We start from the raw sequence: 23,062 nt of genomic DNA on the forward strand, positions 1-23,062 counted from the left end.
TTTATGAGTTATTTGAGGCTACATAGTCAGGGTCTTCGCCTGAAACGGCTCCTTTGTTGAGCTCGGCTTCTCTGAATTCTTTGTAGTCCTGTGCTACTGCATTTGCTTTGTTTTTTACTTTGCCTACTACTTCATCTTTAAAGCCTTTCAGGCTTTCACGTCCAGTGCTTACGGTGTCTTTTAATGAGTGCAGGCCATCTTTTACATTATCTGCAAGTCCGAGGGCCTTGTCGGAAAGTCGCTCTCTCGTTGTTTTACCACTTTCGGGTGCGAACAACACACCCAATACTGCCCCTACAGCCAATCCCGCCAATAATCCAATTATTGCCGCAGATTTATCGCCTGACCGACCTGAGAAGTCAGACAAACCCTTGTTAATTAATTTCTTATAATTCATAATAGGTGTTTTTTTTAATAAAGTAACACATACCGTACCAATGTGTTTTATTTAAGTCAATTTTACTTTTTTTATAGGGAAATAAGCCAGTTTATTGTCTACTTTTGTAGTGTGTACTTTTTACACTAACTATCGCTAAAATTGGACATATGAAAAGGAGTTTATTGACTTTGACGCTGGGCGGCCTGGGAATCGGCATTACAGAATTTGTGATGATGGGACTGCTGCCGGATATTGCTAAAGATCTTAATATTTCTATACCGCAGGCGGGCCACCTGATCTCTGCTTATGCTTTGGGTGTGGTGATCGGCGCTCCTTTGCTGGTGCTTATTGCTGGTAGTTATCCTCCGAAAAGGATCCTGATGGTGCTGATGGGAATGTTTACAGTGTTCAATGCTTTGTCTGCTTTTGCTCCGGGATACCATACGATGTTCATTGCGCGTTTGCTGGCGGGTTTGCCGCATGGTGCTTTCTTTGGTGTGGGTTCTGTGGTGGCTAGCCGTCTTGCAGATAAGGGTAAGGAGGCTCGAGCGGTGTCTCTGATGTTTGCCGGGCTTACGGTAGCCAATATCCTGGGTGTGCCGCTTGGTACTTATATAGGTCATAATTTTTCATGGAGATATACTTTTGTCATCATCGTCATCGTCGGTCTGGTGACTTTACTGAGCCTTAAGTTTTGGATGCCCAATTTGCCGGCTACTAAAAACAGAGATCTGGGTAAGGAACTCAACTTCTTTAAATTGCCGGAATCCTGGCTGATCATTCTGATGATTGCTATTGGGACAGGCGGTTTGTTCTCCTGGTACAGTTATATTGCACCACTACTGACTGAGGTTTCGGGTTTTTCTGCAGGCAGTATTACTTATATATTGGTCATTGCAGGTGCGGGGATGATGGTGGGCAATTTCATCGGGGGCAGATTGGCAGACCGGTTTTCTCCGGCAAGGGCTACCTTTGCCTTGCTGATTGCAATGTCGGTGACCTTGTTGATCGTGCATTTTGTGTCAGGCAACCAGGTCATGGCGCTCATCATGACTTTCGTTGCGGGTGCTGTTGCATTCGCCGCTGCGTCACCAATCCAGATGCTGATGATCAATACGGCCAAAGGGTCTGAAATGCTGGCTGCTTCTGTGAGCCAGGCGAGTTTTAACATTGGCAATGCGCTGGGTGCTTTTCTTGGTGGGTTACCACTATTAGCAGGTTACGACTATACTTCACCTGTTGCGGTGGGCTCCATGATGGCTTTGACTGGTGCGGCTTTTGCCTGGATGCTGATCGCCAGGGCAAAAAGAGTGACCAGGTTTGCGATGTCTTAAGTTTCTCCGGAGTTTACTTAAACAAAGGAAACATCTTTGGTACTTCCTTTTCTTTGCTGGTGTAATAGGTCAGCTTGCGGTCGGTGGAAAATAAATACAATGAGGGGTATTCTCTGGGATGAAACAATGGAATGAACACCCGGTCTTTATCCTGTAATATCGTTACATTTTTCAGCGCCGCCAATGGTTTGGCAAAGTTGTTTATGTAATAATCAATAGAAACTTTTTCGTCCTGGCTGATCAGGTAAATGTTGACATTGCCCAGTTCTTTGGTTCTTTTGGACAGAACGGCTGCTACTCGCTGGCAATGCTCGCAAGTGGCATCAAAAAACATCAGCAGAGATTTTTTTCCTTTTGTAATTTGTGCGGTAGAAAATGTCTTGCCATCTGTTTTATAGAAAACAGCGTTTGGAAGTCCGGTTCCGGGTTCAAGGCCCTGGGACCAGGCAAATGTACCAGATAAAGACAGGAGCAAAGTAAATAAGATTTGTTTCATAACGTCTCAAAGTTTCTAATGGAAAGCGCAAATATCAGATTCCTGATGTGCATTCTTATGGTTTGGGTGTCAGTTTTTTTCTGCCGAACAATAATTTTACAGGAAAAATCAGGTAAATTATTCAACTACAAGGTTGTAGTAACAATACTGATATAAAAACCCTGTTGTTTTATAAGATAACTTTTTAGATTTGCCCTACACAAAAGAACCACATATATCTGCAGCAATCCGTTATGAGACCTTACATTTATGCATTCCTGATTCTAGGCGTATTTACTTTGTACCAATGCCAGAGTTATAAAAAGGCTACAACTGTTGTATCAAAACCAGGCCCGGTCGATCTTACATCGTCACCGGTTGTTCCTGCGGATCAGTCCATCAGCAAGATGGAGGTCGAAGAGGGATTTGAAGTACAGCTTATTGCTTCTGAACCATTAGTGACAACTCCAGTTGCAATGTCTTTTGACAAAAAGGGCCGTATGTGGGTGGTGGAAATGAACGGATATATGCCTGATACTTTAGGTACGGGCGAGGATAAACCTACAGGGAATATTGTCATTCTGGAGGATAAAAATAAGGATGGTGTGTTTGATGACCGCAAGGTGGCCATTGACGGGTTGGTCTTGCCGAGGTCGATCTGTTTGATTGAGGGCGGGATACTGGTGGCTGAACCGCCTAGTCTTTGGTATTACGAGCTTAAGGATGATAAGCCTGTAAAAAAGACATTAGTTGATCCTAAATATGCGACGGAAGGTAATGTCGAGCATCAGCCGAATGGCTTGTTAAGAAACCTGGACAATTGGATCTACAATGCCAAATCAAGTAAGCGGTATCGGAAACAAGGCGATAGCTGGCTGATTGATGATACGCATTTCAGAGGGCAGTGGGGTATAAGCCAGGATAATTATGGCCGTTTGTATTATAATGACAATTCTTCTAATGTGCAGGGTGATTATTTTAGTCCGGGTTTTGGGGCTGCTAATAAGAACCAACGCGGTGTGGCCGGTTATTATGAAAGAACGGTACCGAATAACCGTACGTATCCCATCAGGCCAAATCCGGGTGTAAACAGGGGTTATATGAAGGGCACGCTGGATGATAGTCTTAGGCTCGCCAATTTTACAGCGGCCTGTTCACCGCTGATTTACAGGGGCGACTTGTTTGGCAAGGACTATGATTTTAATGCTTTTGTGGCTGAGCCGTCCGGCAATCTGATCAAAAGGAATATCATTAAAGAGAATGGCTATGTTGCCAAAGGAGAACAGGCTTATAAGGGCAGGGAATTCGTGGCAAGTACGGATGAGCGCTTCAGACCCGTGAGTTTGTACAATGGCCCGGATGGTGCTTTGTATGTATTGGATATGTACCGCGGGATCATCCAGCATAAGACTTATGTGACGCCATACCTGGCCAACCAGATCAAAATGCGAAACCTGACGCTGCCATTAAATTGTGGAAGGATTTATAAAATTGTTCCTAAGGGCAAGAAGACGGCTATGGCCTCTATTCCTGATGACGCAAGGCAATTGGTAGCGATGCTGAGCAGCCCTAATGGTTATTTGAGAGATAAGGCACAGCAGACATTGATCGACAATAAAAATAAAGTCGCTATTCCGCTGCTGAAACAAGTGATCAAACAAACTGGTAAGCCATTGCAGGTCATACATGCACTCTGGACTTTGGAAGGGCTGCATGCGTTAGAGACCAATGAGGTATTGGCTTTGCTGAAAAGCCAGGAATGGCCGGTTCGTATGCAGGCACTGACGGTAATACCTTCGGTAATCAGTCTTTCATCCGCGCCTTTGTATGTCGCGGCGCTACAGCAGCTGCTGGACAATAATGATGAACTGGCTGCTCCTTATATCGGATTTCTGGCTGCAGACCTCAAACCTTTTAATGAGAAGGCTGCTGATGGATTTCTGGTTGATCTGGCTAAGAAATATCCGGACAATGCTTATGTTGCTGATGCGGTAATCAGTAATCTGGCTTATCGTGAAGAGACTTTTAAAAAGTCATTGGCTGCTGTGGTTCCCGATTCTGATTTAAAGATCAATAAACAGCTTCAGAAGGTGATCACCGCTTATAAAAACACCCAGAAGAACCGCAATCCGGAACTGCTGGCGCGCCAGTTTCCTAAAGGTTCGGCTATATTCAGGTCGACCTGCCAGACCTGCCATGGCGCTGATGGTAACGGAACGCCTTCGCTGGCACCGCCTTTAAACAAGTCGCAATGGGTAACCGGTGACAAGAACAAACTGATTTCTATTGTGCTTTTTGGATTGACCGGACCTATAAATGTAAATGGTCATGTGTATGAGGCGCCTGAAGTAGCGGGCGATATGCCGGGCATTGGCCACAATGACGAGCTGAACGATGAAGACATTGCGCAGCTGCTCAGTTTCATCAGGCAGTCCTGGCAGAATGATGCGGCCAAAGTTGATAAGAAGGACATTCTGAATATCCGCAGTAAATATAAAGGCAGGCAAAAGACATTTACAATGGAAGAACTGGATTCTAATAAATAAAGCATGAAAGTAATTATCGGATCGGACCACGCAGGGTTTAAATACAAAACCATTATTGCAGAGATGCTGCAAAAAGAGGGGTATATTGTGATTGATAAGGGCAGTTATACGGGATTGCCCTCAGATTATCCGGATCATGCAGCTGATGTGGCCCGTGCCTTGCAAAATAAGGAGGGTGACAGGGGTATATTGGTCTGCGGCAGCTCTGTTGGAGTAAGTATTGCAGCCAATAAATTTAAGGGCATCAGGGCAGGGGTTTGTCATGATACTTATTCTGCGCACCAGTCTGTAGAGCATGATGATGTGAATATCCTGTGCATCGGTGAACGGGTGATCGGTATTGAGCTGGCCAAGGATATCGTATATGCTTTCCTGAAAGCTGAGTTTTCCGGAGAGGAACGTCATGTTAAGCGCCTTGCGAAAATCACCGCAATAGAGCAGCAGCAGGGCTGACCTTCACCATTATAGCTGGCTTGTTGTCTAGTTTTGTACCAGCTGAATAGCGATCATGATCAGCAGGGCTACTACACAAATAATTAAGGAGTTGACAGAAGGCAGTTTGTTCTGAGATTTGGTTATCATTTTGTAAAGTTTAGTATAAGGATGTTTCTAATAAAAATGGGATCAGGTCATAAAGACCCAACCCCATCATCTAAATTAACGCTCTCAAATAACTAAACGAGTGGCGGTCTTTTTTCGCTACAAAAAAGTGAAAAAATATCCCTTATATTGTTTATAACTTTGTTAGCAACCTGTTAACAATTTGTTTATAAGTTATTTAACTTTTCCTTGGAAAGTTTCATTAACCTCCGTATATTAGATCTATCAATTAGCAAGTACTTTGACAGTCTGAAGAAATACTAAAAAGAATACTTAGCCCAAGGGCAAAAGGTTCTGGTAAATCTAAGGATCAGCACAGGTAGCCCGACATCAAAGGAAACGGAGAAAACGGGTGGCACCAAAACATCACCGGTAGCTGCGAAGCGAAAGTAGATCAGTTGAATCCGAAAAGGACATTATACACTGAAAGAGGAATTCTACGGGATGAACCGGACAGTATAATTTTACGGGCTTCGAAGTTCTTAGGAACTAAAGAACGCTACGAAAGGTTAAGGATACAGAGCAGTTGATAAAGTTATCTGAGGCTACGGCAGCAGATAATTGGAAACGGAGACACCAAATCGCAAGAAGAGGAGCTCCGTTTTCCGTTTTACAGACATTCTGTTTTTGTCATTTAATCCCCGGTAAACTGGATTGCAGATTTTCAGCAATTTCCTTTATTCTCTTTTATCCGATATTATTTGTTAAAAAAACATATATGGGCATATCATTCACATATGTTCTAATTATGTTACATATAATGACAAATAATAATTTGCAATGATAATTTATCTAATTACATTGAGGAATAAACCATAAAAACACATTAATGAAAAAACAACTATTAACTGCTCTTGCAGTCCTGGCATCGCTGTGCGGATATGCCCAAACAAAAGGCACCAATGCGCTTAGCCTTGGTGTTAGTGCTTACACTTCTAAAACTGAACAGAACATTCCGTCAGGGAGCGCGAGTCAAAAGCAAAAACAGAGCACTTTTTCTCTGGGATACGGCCGTTTCATCAGTGATCATACCAAACTGGGTATCGATCTGACTTACGGGCATGGAACTTCAACCAGCACAAGCACGAGCCAGGATAATGCGACAGACATATTTGGCGGGGCGCTGAGTTACCAGAAGTACTATCCGCTGATCGGGAAGTTTTATGCCTATGCTGGTGGTGCAGCCTCTTATAGCTTCAGCAAACTTGATTATGATGATCCTCAGAATTTAAATTCCTATAAAAGCAATTCTTATGGCCTGGGCGCTTACGGAGGCATTACCTGGTTCATCAGCAAAAGATGGGCCCTTGAAACTAACCTGTTATCAGCAACAGCTTTATATACTACTGCTGACCAGACAGACGGCACAGGTGGATCGCCTGTTTACACAAAGAAAGATACTAGCTTTAGCCTTAACACTCAGGGTGTGATCACGGACCTTGGGTTCAAGGTCTATTTACTTTTTTAAACTGACAATTATTATTTATGGCAACGGGTCATTGAGGCGGAAACAATTCTGCACCAGGGACCCGTTGTCTGTTTATAGCATTTCACTTCAAACATAAATTTCGCTATTTTTAGCTGTCATGAGTAAATCCGTAAAACAACCGTCCCTAAAGCAAAAGATTTTCGTACTTGATACTTCGGTGATCCTCTATGACCACAATGCTTTTAATAATTTTCAGGAACATGATGTGGCCATTCCCATCCAGGTACTGGAAGAGCTGGATAACATGAAAAATGGCAATGAAACCCGGAATGCGGAAGCCAGGAGTTTTATACGTCTTATGGATAAGGCCTCAGGCGACAAGATCATGAACAAATGGATTCCATTAAATGGCTTTAGCCCGAAAATGGGCGTCAAAAGAGGAAGCTTTAAAGTGGTAATGGACAAAAAGCCTAAAATTACTGATGCGGAAGAAGTCTTTGGTAAAGGTAAATTTGACCACCGCATCCTCAATGCGGCGCTGAGCCTGAAGGAGGAGTTCCCGCAAAAAAAAGTGGTGCTCGTATCTAAAGACATTTGCCTGAGGCTAAAGGCCAAATCTCTTGATCTGTATGCTGAAGATTATGAAACCGGTAAGGTGAAAAATCTGGATGAACTGTATACTGGCAAAAGTATCATCAGTAAAGTACCTGAAGCGCTTTTCAATGAACTCAAGGCAACGGGCAGTGCTCCTGCGGGTCAGCTTGACATTGCAGATCCTGAAGCCAACCATTTTTGCATCTTGAAATCGGGTAGGAAGAGCGTTACTGCCTGGTATTATGCACAAACAAAACTTCTTTATACGATTAAACCGGAAACTATATTTAACATTTCACCCAGGAATCATGAGCAAGCTTTCGCTGTTCATGCATTGACGAATCCTGATATCAAACTGGTGACCATACAGGGTAAGGCCGGAACGGGTAAGACCCTGCTGGCCCTGGCCAGTGCGCTGGAGCAGCGTAAAGAATACCGGCAGATCTATGTGACACGTCCTATCATTGCGCTGAGCAATAAGGATATTGGTTTCCTGCCCGGCGACATCAAATCTAAGATAGATCCTTATATGGCACCGATCTGGGATAACCTGAGGTTTATCAAAGAACAATATAATGATGATCCTAAGATTCAGGGCAGGATAGATGAGTTTGTTAATACCGAAAAGATCGTGATTTCTCCGTTGGCATACATCAGGGGGAGAACACTCACCAAGATCTTTTTTATCGTAGATGAGGCGCAGAACCTAACCCCGCACGAGATTAAGACCATCATTTCCCGGGCAGGAGAAGATACCAAGATCATATTTACCGGTGACATTTACCAAATTGATACGCCCTATCTGGATGCGGAAAGTAACGGCCTTTCTTACCTGATCCAAAATGCAAAAAACCATCCGCTGTATGCTCACATCACATTGGACAAGGGTGAGCGCAGCGAACTGGCCAATCTGGCCAATGATCTTTTATAGTATTATCCGGTTTGTTGCCTGATTTATGGCAACGTCCTGGTTAAAATCCCGCAAAAGCACTTCTTTCTTAAATAAACAGCAAAAATATCAGCTGTTTAAGCTTTTTTTTCTATAAAAAACAAAATTATCCAACAGGCATTGATTTTATGTTAAGATAAAGTTATCTTGTATTGTCTTAAAAAACAGGTATTAACCTGCATATACCTGCAAAAGCCTGCATTTTAAGATCTCTGTAATCGTCTGCTCATCTAAAATCGAACAAACCCCTATCTGTTAAATCTAAAACCAAACTGTATTATGAAAGAAAAGAACAATCACAGCTGATTGCCTGGTACACATAAGTGTGTAAGTCCACCACTACTAATTAATTCCTAATCATTACAAAATGTATTAAATTGTATTAAATCATTATGAGAAAATCTTTACTTATTTTGTGCATGGCCCTGATTTGTTTATCTACGCTTGCACAGGCACAAACGAGGGTGACCGGCGTGGTTACCTCTGCCAAAGACGGGGTGCCCATTCCCGGAGTCAGTGTTCTTATTAAGGGGACTACAAAAGGGGTATCTACTTCGGCCAGCGGTGCTTATATGCTTGACAATATCCAATCCGGAGCAGTCCTTGTTTTTTCTTCTATAGGATTTCAAACAATTGAAGTTCCGGTAAATGGGCGTTCCACAATTAACATTGCACTTCAGTCGAGTGACCAGTCGCTGGATGAGGTGATTGTGGTGGCTTACGGAACGTCGACCAAGGGCACGTATACGGGGGCTGCGTCTGTGGTCAAAGGAGAAACCATAAAAAATACGCCTGTTACATCTTTTGAAAGTACGTTAAATGGCAGGGTGTCAGGCGTACAGGTGACCGCTTCTTCTGGTCAGGCTGGTTCTACACCAAGTATCAGGATTCGTGGTATAGGCTCGATGAATGCGTCCAACGAACCTTTATATGTCATTGATGGTGTGCCGGTAGTCTCTGGAAATGTAAGCCAGTTAAGCGGCACTTATATCACAAACAATGTAATGAGCTCGTTAAATCCGGCTGATATAGACGCTATTACTGTCTTAAAGGATGCAGCGGCTTCATCGTTGTACGGTTCCAGAGCTGCAAACGGTGTTGTTTTGATCACTACTAAGCGTGGCAAAGTCGGTAAACCAGTGATTAATTTTAAATCCTCACTTGGCTTAACACCTTCCTGGGCTACAGATAATTATGAACCGGCTGGCGTGCAGGAACAGGTAAATATGCTGTACCAAGTGTTTCACGATCTGAATACTTCTGCCAAGAAATCGGATGCGGTAGCGAATGCGGATGCACTTGCCAGATTGAATACAAGATTTAACAGGCATGGCTACACTTTTTCAACATCAGGAACAGATTTATTACAGAATGTAGCCATTAAAGGATTAACTGACGGTATCGTAAATCGGGAAGGTCAGTATTTTGACTGGGAAGATGAGCTGTTTAGAACTGCTCAATTTCAAACCAACGATCTTTCTGTAAGTGGAGGGGATCCCAACACTACTTACTACTCTTCTTTTTCTTATACAAAAGACCAGGGTCGGATAAAAGTAAATGATTTCGATCGCTACTCGGGCAGATTCAACTTGTCACAAAAAGTAGGTAAGCATGTAGAATTCATTACCAATGCCAACATTTCAAGAAGCGAGCAATCTGGTTTTAACGATACAAGGAATAATGGTGCAAACTATTTCCTTCAATCCAGGAATTTGCTATGGCCGTTATACTGGCCTACAGACTATAAAACTGGTGCGCAATGGACTGCAAGATATGGCAGCTTTGCTTATAACAGCCAATTTTATGACAATGAATGGGAAAATAGTGAAATAAACCTTAAGGTAGCAGGTAATGAGACCGTCAACATTAAAATATTACCTGAACTAAACCTGAAATCCGTATTTTCTTATGATAACACCCAAGTTAAAGATCATATTTATTATAGCCCTTTGCACTTTAGTGGTACTACAACGAAAGGTACTGTCTCAGAGTATACAGCAAACATCAATAAGATCGTTTCCTCAACTACATTAAATTACAATAAACAGTTCGGCCTGCACAATCTGGGATTACTTGCCGGTTTTGAAGCAGAAAGAAACCGTACGGATTTTCAGCGTTCAACCGGAACAGATCTTCCTTCAAGTTCACTCCATACAGTAGCTACGGCTGGGGTAAGGGATGCTGATGCCAGTTTCTCTGGCTATAACATGATGTCTGTTCTCTCACGGGGAGAATACAATTTTAATCAAAAATATTATGCCTCGGCATCTTACAGGCGGGACGGTTCATCTAAACTCGGCCCTGACACCCGTTGGGGAGACTTTTGGTCTGTTGCAGGATCATGGAGAATCAACAACGAGAATTTTATGAAGGGCCTAACTTACATCAGTAATCTGCGGTTAAGAACATCTTACGGTGTGAACGGTACAATGCCAACTCAAAACTATGGCTGGAGGAATCTAACATCATATAGTTCGAGATATATGGGGCAGGCCGGCGGCGAAATAAGTGTGCTGGGCAATGATAACCTGACCTGGGAAACAAGTTATACTTCCAATCTTGGATTAGAGTTTGGATTTCTGGATAACAGGATTTTTGGAACGGTTGAGTACTTTAACAGAGACTCAAAAGACCTGCTTCAAGACGTGTTAATTTCTACAACAACGGGATTCAGTTCTATTTTAATGAACATAGGGGAGATGAACAACCGCGGTATTGAAATAGAATTGGGCGGCGATATTATTCGTAAAGACGATTTAAAGTGGACCGCCAGCATAAACGGCTCATTCACAAAATCTAAAGTAACCAAACTTTATGGCGGCCAGGACATTATCTGGTATGATCCCACAGGAGGTGCCGCAGCAGGCGAAGACAGAAGAGCGCAGTTTATATTTAGGGAAGGAGAATCAGCTTTGAGTTTCTATGGTTATGAATGGGCAGGTGTCGATCCTAAGGACGGCAGGAACATGTGGTATGTAAATGATCCGGAGAACGACCAGGAAGGAGAATTTATTCACAACGGCAAGGGAGCCACTCATGATTTTAGCACAGCTAACTATACCGTTTTAGGTAATGCAGTACCTACCGTATTTGGTGGTATCAACACGGATGTTGCCTATAAAGGTCTTAGTTTAGCCTTGAATTTCAATTATAAACTGGGTGGTAAACTGTATAATGGCGCATATAAAGATGTGGCGGACGATGGTTATTATTGGGAGAGGATCAGGTCACAGGACTATTATGACAACAGGTGGACAACTGAAAATCCAGGAGGATCGTTGCCTAAGCTTGACGGGAATGATTTGACCGATCCTCAGCAATACAGCAGCCGTCAGATGCATAGTGCCACCTTTTTAAGATTAAAGAATGTTACTCTTGCTTATAATTTACCCAAGAGCTTGGTCAATAAGATAGGTGCGTCCAATACCAGGTTGTATGTTAACGGAACCAATCTGCTTACATTTTCGAAATATAAAATTGCCGATCCGGAAGTCAACCAATACGGGACAAGAGGATGGGAAACCCCGTTTGGAAAAACCTATACTTTTGGTATTGAATTCAGTTTTTAACGATTAAAGATCTAATAAGATGAAAATAATAAATATAATATTTACAGGTCTGCTCATTATGAGTTTATCTTCATGTAAAGACTTTTTAGATGTTGAACCCAGTAACCTCGGCGATTCGAAAACATCGATTCAAACGCCCAGCGATGCTAAAATAATGATGAACGGGTTGATGCGAAATATGATCAGCTCCAGTTACTATGGCAGAAACATGTTTATGTATGGGGACGCCAAGGGAGGTGATATGACTATATTTATGCAGGGCCGGGGACTTGACGGCTTGTATACATTTAACCATAGTAAGACAACGGGTAGTAATTCTACTTTCTGGACACAGATATACAATGGCATTCTTCAGGCAAATAACCTCCTTGAGAGCATACAGCGGATCGATCCTTCCAGTACCAATGCCGAGTTTAATGTTGTTAAAGGTCAGGCGCTGACAGCACGGGCCGTTATGTATTTTGACCTTGTCAGGTTGTATGGAAAAGCTTATAGCGAAAATAAAACTTCCTTTGGCGTGCCTAATATTATTACTACACTTCCGGCCACTGCCCAACCGCTTCGTGCTACAGTAGAGGAGAATTATAACCAGATCATGGGCGATCTGAAGGCGTCAGCTCCTTTATTGCCGAAGATTAAAACATCAGGATACCTTAATTACTATGCAAATTTGGCGATGCAGGCCAGGGTTTACCTTTACATGGATGATCATACAAATGCGCTTAAAGCTGCGCAGGAAATAATTGCTGTGCCCGCTAGTTTATACAGGTTGTACACAAATGCTGAATGGGTTCCCTCATGGAAAGCACAATTCGGCCTGGAATCTATTTTCGAACTGGTGATATCGCCGAATGAGGGCGACCTGCTTACCGCCTCGCTTGGCTTCTATTTAAGACGTGCACAGCATGGCGGATCTGCTGCACTAGGTTTTTTTATGGCCAGTACGCCTTTCCTAAACAGATTAGGCCAGGATCCTGCGGATGTCAGATGGGGTGTAATGAGTAACGATGAGTCATCTGGCACCCGATTGGGATCACTTTATAAATATAGTGGTGGTGTTGCCCTGGAAGGAGACGGTAAAACTACAGCAACCGCTGTAAATATTAAAGTAATCAGGCTGTCTGAAATATATTTGATCGCGGCAGAGGCCGCACTCACTATAGATAAGACCCTGGCGGCCGGTTATCTCAATGCCATACGAAAAAGATCTCCTAATCTTCCGGCTGTTACCGCTGGAAATATTACAATAGATATGATTCTGGATGAAAGGAGTAAGGAGTTATTTGGTGAAGGACAGCGTTATTTCGACCTCATCCGGTTGAATAAATCCATCACATTTGATGATGCTTTTGGCGGTTTAACGATTACAAATCGGCCGTTAACTATAACGAGAGCTTTTAATAAGACGATCCTGCCAATTTCTCAGGATGAGATCAATGCCAATCCGGGCCTTGCTGCACAACAGAACCCCGGATACAATTAGTTATTGCGCAATTAAACCATTAAGGGTGTTCAAATTTTTGAACACCCTTTTTATACCGGATTTTTCCAGTTTAATTAATTAAAACAGCTGCATTGTAACCGCCTGCTGCTGCCCTGATGAAGAATCCGCTTTAGCTTTAGCCTTTAGCTTATGCTGCTCTATCCATGACGTATAATCGCTCACAGAAATCGACTCTTTCAGCAAACCGGCGCCTATATGCATCAATGCGATCCTGTTTTCAATAATCTGCCTGTACTGCTGCAATAAATGCTGCAACTGCTGCTGCAATTTATTTTTCGGCTTGATCCGGATGTTTTTATTCAATGGATTGATCAGCTGCATATTGAGTTCCTTCACAAAATAAGCCAGTGCCGACTCTATCCGCGCCTGTAATGCCTGCTGGTCTTTAAAACCACTTTGTTTGTGAAGCTGCCTCACCTGTGCCCGAAAACGCTCAGACAGCACCAGCAAGTCAGCAGCCGATTTAGCCAGCTGACTCAATAAAGATTTGAACTCAGGAATATTTGCTTTAACCACCTCCGGATTTGAAACCACAGTTTCGAGACCACCGACAGCCTGAGTGAGAGAAAAATGATCAAGCACCAGCTGGAGGATAAACTTCTCCTGCGCCTCAACAAGCATCGAATCCAGCTCCTGTTCCTTTACAGGATTCATATAATTGATCACCTCTGTGTTCGACCTCAAACTCTCCGTATTGATCTTAGACTTCAAAATCAGCCCGTTCAGGGTTCTTACCCGGCTTAATGCCACATAAACCTGTCCGGCCACAAATGATTTTCCCGCATCAATAATGGCATGATCGAACGTTAATCCCTGACTTTTATGAATCGTCACCGCCCAGGCAAGTTTAACCGGATATTGGGAAAATTCACCCACCTGCTGCTGCACAATTGCATCTTCCGGGTCGGTCTTGTATTCAAATGACTGCCAGGATGATTTTTCAAGCAGCAGGTTCTCTTCCTGCGGAAAGGAAATGTAGATCTCATTGTTCTTTATCGATTTGACTCTGCCGATCTTTCCGTTGTAAAATTTCCGGTTGTCGCCGGTATCATTCTTAATAAACATGACCTGCGCACCTTCTTTGAGCTTTAAAGTCTGTTCAGCCTGAAGGTTCAGTTCCCTGAACTCACCATTTACGGTGCCCTCAAAAGTATATTCCATGCCGGGCAGTTCAGCAAGCTTTTCCCTGTTGATGGTATTCGCTTCCGCATTATGAGAAGTGATGATGATCGGGTTTAGCTCATCCGTCGAACTGAACGAAGGATCGTACCTTTTATTGAGCAAAGATAAACTGTCTTCACTGATCCGGTTGTTCCTGATGTCATTCAATATCCCAATGAATTCCGGTTCGGTCTGCCGGAATACAGTCGTCAGCTCAATTTGCAGGAGCGGATTTCTGCGGATCACCAGGGCATCAAAGAAATAGGGGGAAGCATAGGCCCTGCTTAGAAAAACCCAGTCTTCCCGTTTAGTCACCGGAGGCAGCTGGTACAGGTCACCTATAAGCAGCAGCTGAACACCACCAAAAGGATCATTGTTTTTTCTGACGGAACGCAGCAAAGCATCAATGACATCCAGCAGATCACTGCGTACCATAGATACCTCGTCGATCACGAGCAATTCCAGTTCAGTAAACAGGTTTAGCTTCTCCCGGCTGTAGCTCATTTCAGAAACCATCGACTGGATAGAAAGAATGCCCGACTGCAGGTTTTCCAGGCTGATGTCACCGGGAAAGAAGGAGCCCGGTGGCAACTGAAAAAAAGAATTGATGGTTGTTCCTTTGGCATTCATCGCGGCAACGCCTGTTGGCGCTACTACTGCCATCTTCTTCTTGCTCTGCTCTTTTATCTTTTTTAGCAGGGTAGTTTTACCCGTTCCGGCCTTCCCGGTCAGAAATATATTCTGATTGGTCTGGTCAATAAAAGATAAAACTTTGCTGGAAACTGAATCAGAAGAACCGACATTACTCATGAGACAAATTTAACACAAATGAAGAAGTGATCTGCCATACGAAAAGCAAATAATATAGCTATGCCCCCATTTTTTATCAACATGCGCGGATGGCATGCATCGACGAAACGCAGTTGGCCGCCCGTTATTCAGCCTCAGCCGACCTTATCTTTGGAGTTTTGATCTCTTTTCTGCCGATCTTATAAGAAATGATAAACCTGATGTCCTGATTTTGATAGCGATAGGACATCCGTTGATTATAATCTGCTGATGTGGTGACCTCATCAATGTAGGTATGTGGTTTTAAAAAAGTTTCCACACGTAAACTCATGTTCAGGCGCTCGTCCTTTGTTTTCTTATTAATGGTCATGTTGTAAAACTTCCATCCCGTGCGATATCCTTGCAACTGCAGTTTTTTTGTATCAAAGAAACCGTAAAAATCTATACTAAAACCCCTTGGAAGCTTGTAGCTGCCATTTAAATTCAGCTGTCTCATCAGCCCCTTGTTACTGATACCAAGCATCCCGCTTTCCAGCCAGACATATTGTGCGGTCAGTCCGGCACCCAGACTCAGCGCAGACGCAGGTTTCCAGTTAAACGTGGCAGACAGACCCAGTCTTTGATTTTTCCCGACATTTTTCCAGGTACTTTCAAAGACCCCGTTACCCAAAGGGCGGCGGATGTTTTCAATGGTATTCCTGTTGTCATTGAAAAACAGGACAAAATCCCTGAACAGTTTAGCGCCATTGACAGAATAGCTCAGCTGATAACGGTTGGTCAGTTCAGGCTCCAGCTTGGGGTTGCCATATTGTATTGTGAGCGAATCACTCGTAACTACTGTCGGGTTCAGGTAGGAGATATAAGGTCGCTGCAGTTTCATCGTATAACTCAGCTTAATACTGGTTTTATCGTTTACCATTCTATTGAACAGGATTTGCGGGGCCAGGTTATGAAAAGAAGGAATATCGACCCTTTGGTTTTTGAACACCACGTCCAGTTCCGTTTTCTCATACCTCAATCCTCCGCTCAGACCCCATTTTCCAATTTTCACACTGGTATTGGCATAAGCAGCGTAGACCCTGTTTTGATAGGTAAAGTCATTGGAACGCTGGGCGTCACGCTGGTAGCTGCCGCTGTCAAAATCATAAACATCAAACAAACTTTCACTCTTTGCGTTTTTAGCCGAGACCTTGGCACCCGCTTCCAGTTTCCAATTGTCTGTAAACACCTGTGTATAATCCCTCTGGATGATATAATCATCATAAGTCGTGCTGCTAAAGAAGTTCTCCCTGTACGGATTCTGCCCGATCTGGTCTAATCCGTAATCACTGGCACCTTTAAACGGCGCATACATACCTAGTACAGCATATTCTATATGTTTATCCTTTGATGTCCCTGTAAAACCAATATTATAGCTATTGCCATTATTCTTGTCCCTGGTCTCCATATTACGCTGAAACAGATACTGCTGTATCTCCTGGTCTGTCCCATAGTTATCAGACATCTTTATGGTTGTGTTTGGTGATCTCCTTGCGCGGTAACCCAGGTCGAATGTATTTAGCGTATCCAAACTATACAGGAGGCTTATTCCACCGTAAAAGTAATCGCCGGATTGTTTGGTTTCATTCTGTTGGACGCGCATCAAATTGTCCGCAGTACGCTGCAGCACCGAGCCATTCCTGTTCCGGTATTTCTGATACAGGGCATCCGAATTGAGAAAAAATCTACCATTCCTGGTCTGTATGTCCCCCTCTATATTGTCACTTCTGATCCCCGCCATGCCACTTATATTCCCATTGGTGGCATCATCTCTTATTTTCCGGGTAATGATGTTAATGACCGCATCCGCACCTTCCGCATCGTAGCTGGCTGAGGGATTGGTGATCACCTCGACCCTGACTATACTTTCACCTCTGATGGCCCTCAAGGCATCAGCTACAGAGGAAGCATAGATATCAGAAGGCTTCCCGTCTATCAGCACCCTGACATTTGAACTGCCACGGACAGAAAGCCCGCCATTTTGGTCCACACTGACCATCGGGACTTTTCTGAGTACATCTGATGCATCTGAACCAGCAATAGCAGGAAGGCTTTCCACATTGAAAGCGATACCGTCCACACGTTGTTCGATCAAAGGTTTTTGACCGCGGATGGTCACTGTTTTCAGCTTAATGGGCTGCTTTTTCTTTGCTGTACCGGGACTAACGGAATCTGTACGCATTGAATCCCCCCGAAGCGCCCGTTTCCTGAGTGAATCAGTTTTAATACTGTCGGGACGCTGTGCATGGACCGAACATAGCCACAGGCAGGCCAGGATCATAAATAAACAGGTCTTTTGATACACGATACTAAATATTCTTAAAACTTCGTTACCTGGTTATTTTACCGCAGGATAATCCGGAATGTTCCTTTTTACCATCCCAGCTCACATCAGGCAGTTCGACAAAGGACTTTATTTTTTCAAAAGGAACCGGACTTTCATAAATGGCCTCAAAACCTTCGCAGGGACCGCCTGCTTTTTTCTGCTGCGCAGCCAGCTCACATGCGGGAGCACTCATTAAAATAATACACGCAATCAAATAATTTTTCATGGCTTCAGAATTATTAAATCAGAAATTATGAGTCAAAGGACGGGTAATTATAACCATACCGGGAATTTAGTAGAGATAACGCACATATTTTAGACGAACGACAGCAAGGCAGGCTGTTTTTTTATGAGCAGCTCAAATCTTTTTATCTAAATTTATAACACCCATTAGACTAACTATGAGTTTTTTAGACCGACAGTTTATCCCGCCATTCTCCCGCCGGCATGTAACCGTCAAACATGCGCTGCTGCATACACTTTACTGGGTGCTGATCGCCGCTTTTTTCGCTTACGAAAAAAGATACCTGATCCATAAAGCCAACCTGCCTTATTTTTTATTCTGTGTCATCGGAAGAGTAATCATGCTGGTGGCTATTGCCTATCTCAATATCCAGTATTTCCTCCCAAAATACCTTCTGAGAAAGCAATACCTGCGTTATTTCCTGCTGGTTCTGCTCTCCGTCGCCGGTTATATGGTGGCCCAGAGCCTTTTTGACTACTTCCTCTACGGATATGTGATCGGGCCCATGCGCAACAGCAACCTCATGGAAACCATGTCTTACAACTTCTTCAGTACGATCTGGTACCTGGCACTGATGGTAGCCGTAAAACTGAGCATCGACTGGTACGAGCTGCAAAACAAACCAGCAGAAACCACAGAGCCCCTTCCCGAATTTACATTCGTAAAGAGCGGCACGCAAAAGATAAAGATCATCTACAGCGAAGTAACCCATATAGAAGGCTTAAAAGACTATGCCATTGCACATACCACCGCCAATCAAAAAATTGTGATCAAAGGCTCCATTAAATACATGAATGAGATATTTCCGGAAGCACTGTTTATCAGGGTGCACAAATCTTTCATTGTCGCTAAAGACAAGATCAGGCAGATAGAAAAAAACAAGATCATCATCAACGAACATCAGATCCCGATAGGAAGAAGCTACAAACAAGAGCTGGGGAAACATTTATTAAACAATAACTTCTCGATTACCAAACTCACTGAATAAAAAAGAATGACCTGTAAAGCGCTATATAGCCTGATTAAGTGAAGTTTGTAAATATATTTTGGTTCTGCTGTATCAAATCGAGTGTGTTTAACGTCTAATAGGTAATAGACTTGTTACAACTAACCGGAATCTAAATATTTAATCATGGAATTAACACACCCATATCAACAAAATCAGGGAAATATACAGCATCAGGATGCAAATTCACAATTTTTAGTAGTAAAAAGTGATGATGTTCAGCGCATAGAGGCCCTTTCTTTACTGTTTCCCCGTTTGAGCAGTATGATCAGGAACAATAAAGGTAAAAACCTGGTACTCAATTTTCGTGATGAACAACAGCGCTCACTCATCGTAATGATTGTTTCTGAAACTGAAAATGAAGCGGCACTGATTCAAATGGCCAGCTGATGTTTTTTAGTTAGGTATTTTTTTGTTCTTAGTAAGCGTAGCACCCGCGCTGGCGATAACCACCAATGCTACGGCCATCCATTCGTAAAAAGTCAGCAGCTCCTGCAGGAAAATCAATCCGCAGAGCGCAGCTACAGCCGGCTCTAAACTCATCAGAATACTAAAGGTCTGCGCCGGTATTTTCCGCATTGCGTTTATTTCCAGCGTAAAGGGGATAGCACTTGAAAGCAGGGCCAGAGCAGCGCCACTAAAAATCATAATTGGAGTAAAATTACTCAATCCGCCTCCGGCGATACCAAAAGGCAGAACGATCATGGTCGCAAAGACCATCCCTATGGTTACGGCCTGGCCGCCGTCCAGTATTTTTGAAGTGCGTCTGCCCAACACAATATATCCGGCCCAGAACCCGCCAGCAAGCAAAGCCATCAGCGCACCGATAAGATCGATACTCTTTTCACTCCATGGAGCGATGAAAGCGATCCCCGCTGCGGCCAGCAGTACCCATAAAAATTCGATAAGACGCCTCGACCCGGCGACAGCAAGGAGCAAAGGGCCGATGAACTCCAATGTTACTGCCAGACCCAGCGGTATGCGCTCCAGGGACATATAAAAAATCATGTTCATTGCCCCAAGGCAGAGTCCATAGGGGATTACAGCCCTCCATTGTGCTTTGTTCAGCCTTTTTAAATTTGGCCGGTTCACTGCCAAAAGGATCAGCGCAGACAGACCGATCCTGACGGACGCTGTTCCCGTTGCCCCTAAGGCAGGAAATAACCCTTTTGCAATTGCAGCCCCAGCCTGTACGCTCACAATGGCTCCAAGGACGGCCGGCAAAGGCGGGATGTTGATCTTGCTTTTTTTCATCCATTTATATTTTTTTTTCATCGGCGATGAAGCTATCATAATTATAGTGATCCTCCTGTGGATTTTTGGAAAATCATGATGGTTTCATTAGGATGCTCTTTTATTCGGAATAATCCGGGCCGCAAAGCTAAAGTTTTGAGCCGGGAAAACATGGACTTCCTGAAAAACAAATCAGGAGACTTCCAGTCAGGCAATTCAAATTAGCATTTAATAAAAAAGGCAGGAATACCGGACTTATATTAAACAAGATTTATTATCATAAAATTAACCTCGATTATCAGTGTAAAATATTGCAAACCGTCAGAGAATTGCTAAATTTGTTAGTATGAAAAGATCCGGATCTGCTGATTTACCCCTGCATTATGGCTATGTACCCAAATGGCTTGCAGAGCGCATGAGCAAACTGGGTTTTGCCATTACAGAAGCTATAGTGGCAGAATACGGTACCTCAGAAGTGCTGCGCCGGCTCAGCGATCCTTTCTGGTTTCAAAGCCTGGGTGCGGTAATGGGCATGGACTGGCATTCCTCAGGCATCACCACTTCTGTGATGGGTGCCTTAAAATCTGCCATCAATCCGCACTACCGCGATCTGGGGATTTATATCTGTGGTGGCAAAGGTGCAAAATCGAGAAACACACCTGATGAATTACTGAAGTTTGGCGAGCGGACCGGATTAAACGGCATCGATCTGGTACGCTGCAGCAAACTGAGCGCCAAGGTAGACAATACCGCAGTGCAGGACGGTTTTCAGCTCTATACCCATAGTTTTATAGTGGATAAAAACGGACTGTGGACTGTCGTGCAGCAAGGCATGAGCCAGGGGAGCTCAATGGCCCGGAGATACCATTGGCATTCTTCAGCGCTAAAATCATTTGTAGATGAACCACATACGGGAATTTGCGGAGTCAATCAGGGGCAGATCCTTAACCTTGCAGCCGCTGGCGCGGCACCAGCCAGGGAAACTATGATGGCCATGGCCGCTGAGCACCCGGAACGCATGATCGCTGAGGCCCGTAAACTGGTCATGCCCGCACACCACGATGTAAAATCAAAAGATGTAGACCTGAAACGTTTGGGTGCCATGCTCTGGCTGACACATGAAAAAAAACCAACAGACTTTGAAGAATTATTGCTTTTAGAAGGTATGGGCCCCCGGACGCTGCAATCTCTGGCGCTGGTAAGTGAGGTGATTTACGGTACACCGGCCAGATTTACCGATCCGGCGCGGTTTTCTTTTGCCCATGGCGGCAAAGACGGCCATCCTTTCCCTGTGCCGGTCAAAGTTTATGATGAAACCATAAGTGTGCTCAGTAAAGCGGTCCAGAAGGCAAAAATTGGACAGTCAGACAAACTGCAGGCCATCCAAAAGTTAAGTGAATTGTCCTACAGGGCCGAAAAGAATTTTATTCCCAATGATAATTTTGATCAGCTGATCCAAAAAGAACGCGACGAATCATGGAAATACGGAGGAAAGACCGTGTTTGGTGATGCCAAACCCCCAAAGGGCCTTGGACAGCTCACCCTATTTTAACGGTGAATTTTAAAACAGGTGTGATTATTGTAGCGTATGCGCGATTCCTAACGTTAACAGAATATGAAGAAATTGTTATTCCTATTGATCATCGGCGCAGCTGTTGCCGGATGTGGCACTACCAAACAGACACCAGTCCCAAAAACAGATGTTATTGAACTGAGCGGTAAGCTCGAAAAGCTGGGCATGACGACTTTTCAATATGGCACGCATGTGCTTAAAACAGCTGATAAAACCTATGCTTTAAAAAGTGAAAAAGTCAATCTGGATGGCTTTGTAGACAAACAAGTTACACTAAAAGGCACAAAAGTAGACGGCTATCCTATAGAGGCCGGCCCGGACCTCCTGGAGGTTCAGGAAATTACCTCAAAATAGTTCTATCTTCGCAGCAAAATTTAACAATGCTGGAGATAGTTTATCAGGACGATCATTTAATTGCCATCAATAAGCCCCACGGCTTGCTGGTCCACCGTTCATCCATTGCCGGTGATGCAAAAGTATTTGCACTGCAGCTGCTGCGGGACCAGATCGGCAGGCATGTCAGCCCGGTACACCGGCTGGACAGGAAAACCGGGGGCCTGCTGCTCTTTGCTTTTGAAAAGGATGTAGAGATTGCTATGCACCAGCAGTTTATGAATGGTGAGGTACAGAAAAAGTACCTCGCTGTTTTGCGGGGCTATGCGCCTGACAAGGAAGATATCGACTATCCGCTGGCTAAAGAAAACGGCACCATTCAGGATGCTTTTACTTCATTCGTTACGCTGAAGCGTGCCGAGCTTGACGTGGCCTTTGGCAAACACCCTACATCCCGCTATTCATTGATTGAAGCCACACCCACCACCGGCCGGATGCACCAGCTGCGCCGGCATTTTGCGCACATATTCTATCCCATCATCGGCGACCGTAAACACGGCTGCAATAAGCAGAACAAGTTCTTTAAGGAACAATGGGAGATGACGACCATGCTGCTGCACGCCTCTGAACTGTTATTTAAGCATCCGGTAACGGGAGAAGTAGTACACCTGAAAGCTCCTGTACAGGAAGAATTTGAAAGGGTTAACCGGCTGATGGGCTGGTAAAGTACGGTTCTTGTGCTCCTGACTGACAGGCTAATGTTTTAACTCAGCTAAATTATGCCTTTCCGCATACCTGCTCCCTATCTGCTGCGCTGCTTCTGCGCTTAAAGTACCCTTAATCGCTGCTCTAGCACAGAAGGACCGCAGAAAGTACGCAGAATAGCGCAGGAAAAGGGCGGCGGATCTTATTTGGTAACAAGGATAAATATGGAATTCCATATGGAGAATTCTGGAGAAAGGAATAATTGACAGCGACA

18 protein-coding genes are annotated in these 23,062 nt (G+C 43.9%); 12 read left to right on the forward strand and 6 right to left on the reverse strand.

The features are described 5' to 3' along the window. Position 1: 1 nt before the first annotated feature. Complete coding sequence (locus QEP08_RS11620; RefSeq protein ID WP_285058175.1) at positions 2–397, reverse strand: YtxH domain-containing protein; 396 nt, start codon at positions 395–397, stop codon at positions 2–4. A 149-nt stretch (positions 398–546) separates the two neighbouring features. On the opposite strand from QEP08_RS11620, the gene QEP08_RS11625 reads away from it, so the two are divergent. Further along, complete coding sequence (locus QEP08_RS11625; protein ID WP_285058178.1) at positions 547–1,713, forward strand: MFS transporter; 1,167 nt, start codon at positions 547–549, stop codon at positions 1,711–1,713. Between the two features lie 13 nt (positions 1,714–1,726). Here QEP08_RS11625 and QEP08_RS11630 read toward each other — a convergent pair whose 3' ends face one another. Then, a complete protein-coding gene (locus tag QEP08_RS11630; protein WP_285058179.1) occupies positions 1,727–2,209 on the reverse strand; it encodes a peroxiredoxin family protein in 483 nt (160 codons plus the stop codon). 233 nt (positions 2,210–2,442) lie between these two features. Between QEP08_RS11630 and QEP08_RS11635 the strand changes: the two genes are divergently transcribed. From QEP08_RS11635 to QEP08_RS11660, 6 genes are all read left to right on the forward strand, one after another. Beyond that, positions 2,443–4,734 carry a DUF7133 domain-containing protein gene (locus QEP08_RS11635; protein ID WP_285058182.1) on the forward strand — a complete coding sequence of 764 codons (2,292 nt, stop codon included), beginning with the start codon at positions 2,443–2,445 and terminating at the stop codon, positions 4,732–4,734. 3 nt (positions 4,735–4,737) lie between these two features. Beyond that, positions 4,738–5,187 (forward strand): ribose 5-phosphate isomerase B, encoded by a 450-nt coding sequence (gene rpiB, locus QEP08_RS11640; RefSeq protein ID WP_285058184.1) that lies wholly within the window; start codon positions 4,738–4,740, stop codon positions 5,185–5,187. Between the two features lie 976 nt (positions 5,188–6,163). Continuing rightward, complete coding sequence (locus QEP08_RS11645; protein WP_285058187.1) at positions 6,164–6,802, forward strand: DUF3575 domain-containing protein; 639 nt, start codon at positions 6,164–6,166, stop codon at positions 6,800–6,802. Positions 6,803–6,920: 118 nt separating this feature from the next. Further along, positions 6,921–8,288, forward strand: a complete 1,368-nt coding sequence (locus QEP08_RS11650; RefSeq protein ID WP_285058188.1) for a PhoH family protein — start codon at positions 6,921–6,923, stop codon at positions 8,286–8,288. 410 nt (positions 8,289–8,698) lie between these two features. Further along, on the forward strand, positions 8,699–11,875 hold the full coding sequence (locus QEP08_RS11655; RefSeq protein WP_285058190.1) for a SusC/RagA family TonB-linked outer membrane protein: 3,177 nt from the start codon (positions 8,699–8,701) through the stop codon (positions 11,873–11,875). Positions 11,876–11,894: 19 nt separating this feature from the next. Continuing rightward, a complete protein-coding gene (locus QEP08_RS11660) occupies positions 11,895–13,358 on the forward strand; it encodes a RagB/SusD family nutrient uptake outer membrane protein (protein ID WP_285058192.1) in 1,464 nt (487 codons plus the stop codon). 78 nt (positions 13,359–13,436) lie between these two features. Here the strand turns inward: QEP08_RS11660 and QEP08_RS11665 are convergent, their stop codons facing one another. From QEP08_RS11665 to QEP08_RS11675, 3 genes are all read right to left on the reverse strand, one after another. After that, complete coding sequence (locus tag QEP08_RS11665; RefSeq protein ID WP_285058194.1) at positions 13,437–15,350, reverse strand: ATP-dependent DNA helicase; 1,914 nt, start codon at positions 15,348–15,350, stop codon at positions 13,437–13,439. Positions 15,351–15,474: 124 nt separating this feature from the next. Then, positions 15,475–17,649 (reverse strand): TonB-dependent receptor domain-containing protein, encoded by a 2,175-nt coding sequence (locus QEP08_RS11670; protein ID WP_285058195.1) that lies wholly within the window; start codon positions 17,647–17,649, stop codon positions 15,475–15,477. A 49-nt stretch (positions 17,650–17,698) separates the two neighbouring features. Then, the gene (locus QEP08_RS11675) at positions 17,699–17,920 is read right to left on the reverse strand and encodes a hypothetical protein (protein ID WP_285058198.1); all 222 of its coding nucleotides are present in this window, start codon (positions 17,918–17,920) and stop codon (positions 17,699–17,701) included. Positions 17,921–18,095: 175 nt separating this feature from the next. On the opposite strand from QEP08_RS11675, the gene QEP08_RS11680 reads away from it, so the two are divergent. Together QEP08_RS11680 and QEP08_RS11685 are read left to right on the forward strand one after the other, a co-directional pair. Beyond that, positions 18,096–18,926, forward strand: coding sequence for a LytR/AlgR family response regulator transcription factor (locus tag QEP08_RS11680; RefSeq protein WP_285058202.1), 831 nt, complete (start codon positions 18,096–18,098; stop codon positions 18,924–18,926). A 144-nt stretch (positions 18,927–19,070) separates the two neighbouring features. After that, positions 19,071–19,334 carry a hypothetical protein gene (locus QEP08_RS11685; RefSeq protein WP_285058204.1) on the forward strand — a complete coding sequence of 88 codons (264 nt, stop codon included), beginning with the start codon at positions 19,071–19,073 and terminating at the stop codon, positions 19,332–19,334. Between the two features lie 6 nt (positions 19,335–19,340). Here the strand turns inward: QEP08_RS11685 and QEP08_RS11690 are convergent, their stop codons facing one another. Next, complete coding sequence (locus tag QEP08_RS11690; RefSeq protein ID WP_285058206.1) at positions 19,341–20,198, reverse strand: EamA family transporter; 858 nt, start codon at positions 20,196–20,198, stop codon at positions 19,341–19,343. 325 nt (positions 20,199–20,523) lie between these two features. On the opposite strand from QEP08_RS11690, the gene QEP08_RS11695 reads away from it, so the two are divergent. The 3 genes from QEP08_RS11695 (at position 20,524) to QEP08_RS11705 (ending at position 22,808) form a co-directional block, all read left to right on the forward strand. After that, positions 20,524–21,729 carry a DUF763 domain-containing protein gene (locus QEP08_RS11695; protein ID WP_285058208.1) on the forward strand — a complete coding sequence of 402 codons (1,206 nt, stop codon included), beginning with the start codon at positions 20,524–20,526 and terminating at the stop codon, positions 21,727–21,729. A gap of 63 nt (positions 21,730–21,792) precedes the next feature. Continuing rightward, entirely contained in the window at positions 21,793–22,104 is a 312-nt protein-coding gene (locus QEP08_RS11700; protein ID WP_285058211.1) for a hypothetical protein, read from the forward strand. Positions 22,105–22,130: 26 nt separating this feature from the next. Then, positions 22,131–22,808 (forward strand): pseudouridine synthase, encoded by a 678-nt coding sequence (locus QEP08_RS11705; RefSeq protein WP_285058213.1) that lies wholly within the window; start codon positions 22,131–22,133, stop codon positions 22,806–22,808. Positions 22,809–23,062 lie beyond the last annotated feature (254 nt).

It is taken from the genome of Pedobacter ginsengisoli (genome assembly GCF_030244015.1).
GTDB lineage: Bacteria > Bacteroidota > Bacteroidia > Sphingobacteriales > Sphingobacteriaceae > Pedobacter > Pedobacter ginsengisoli.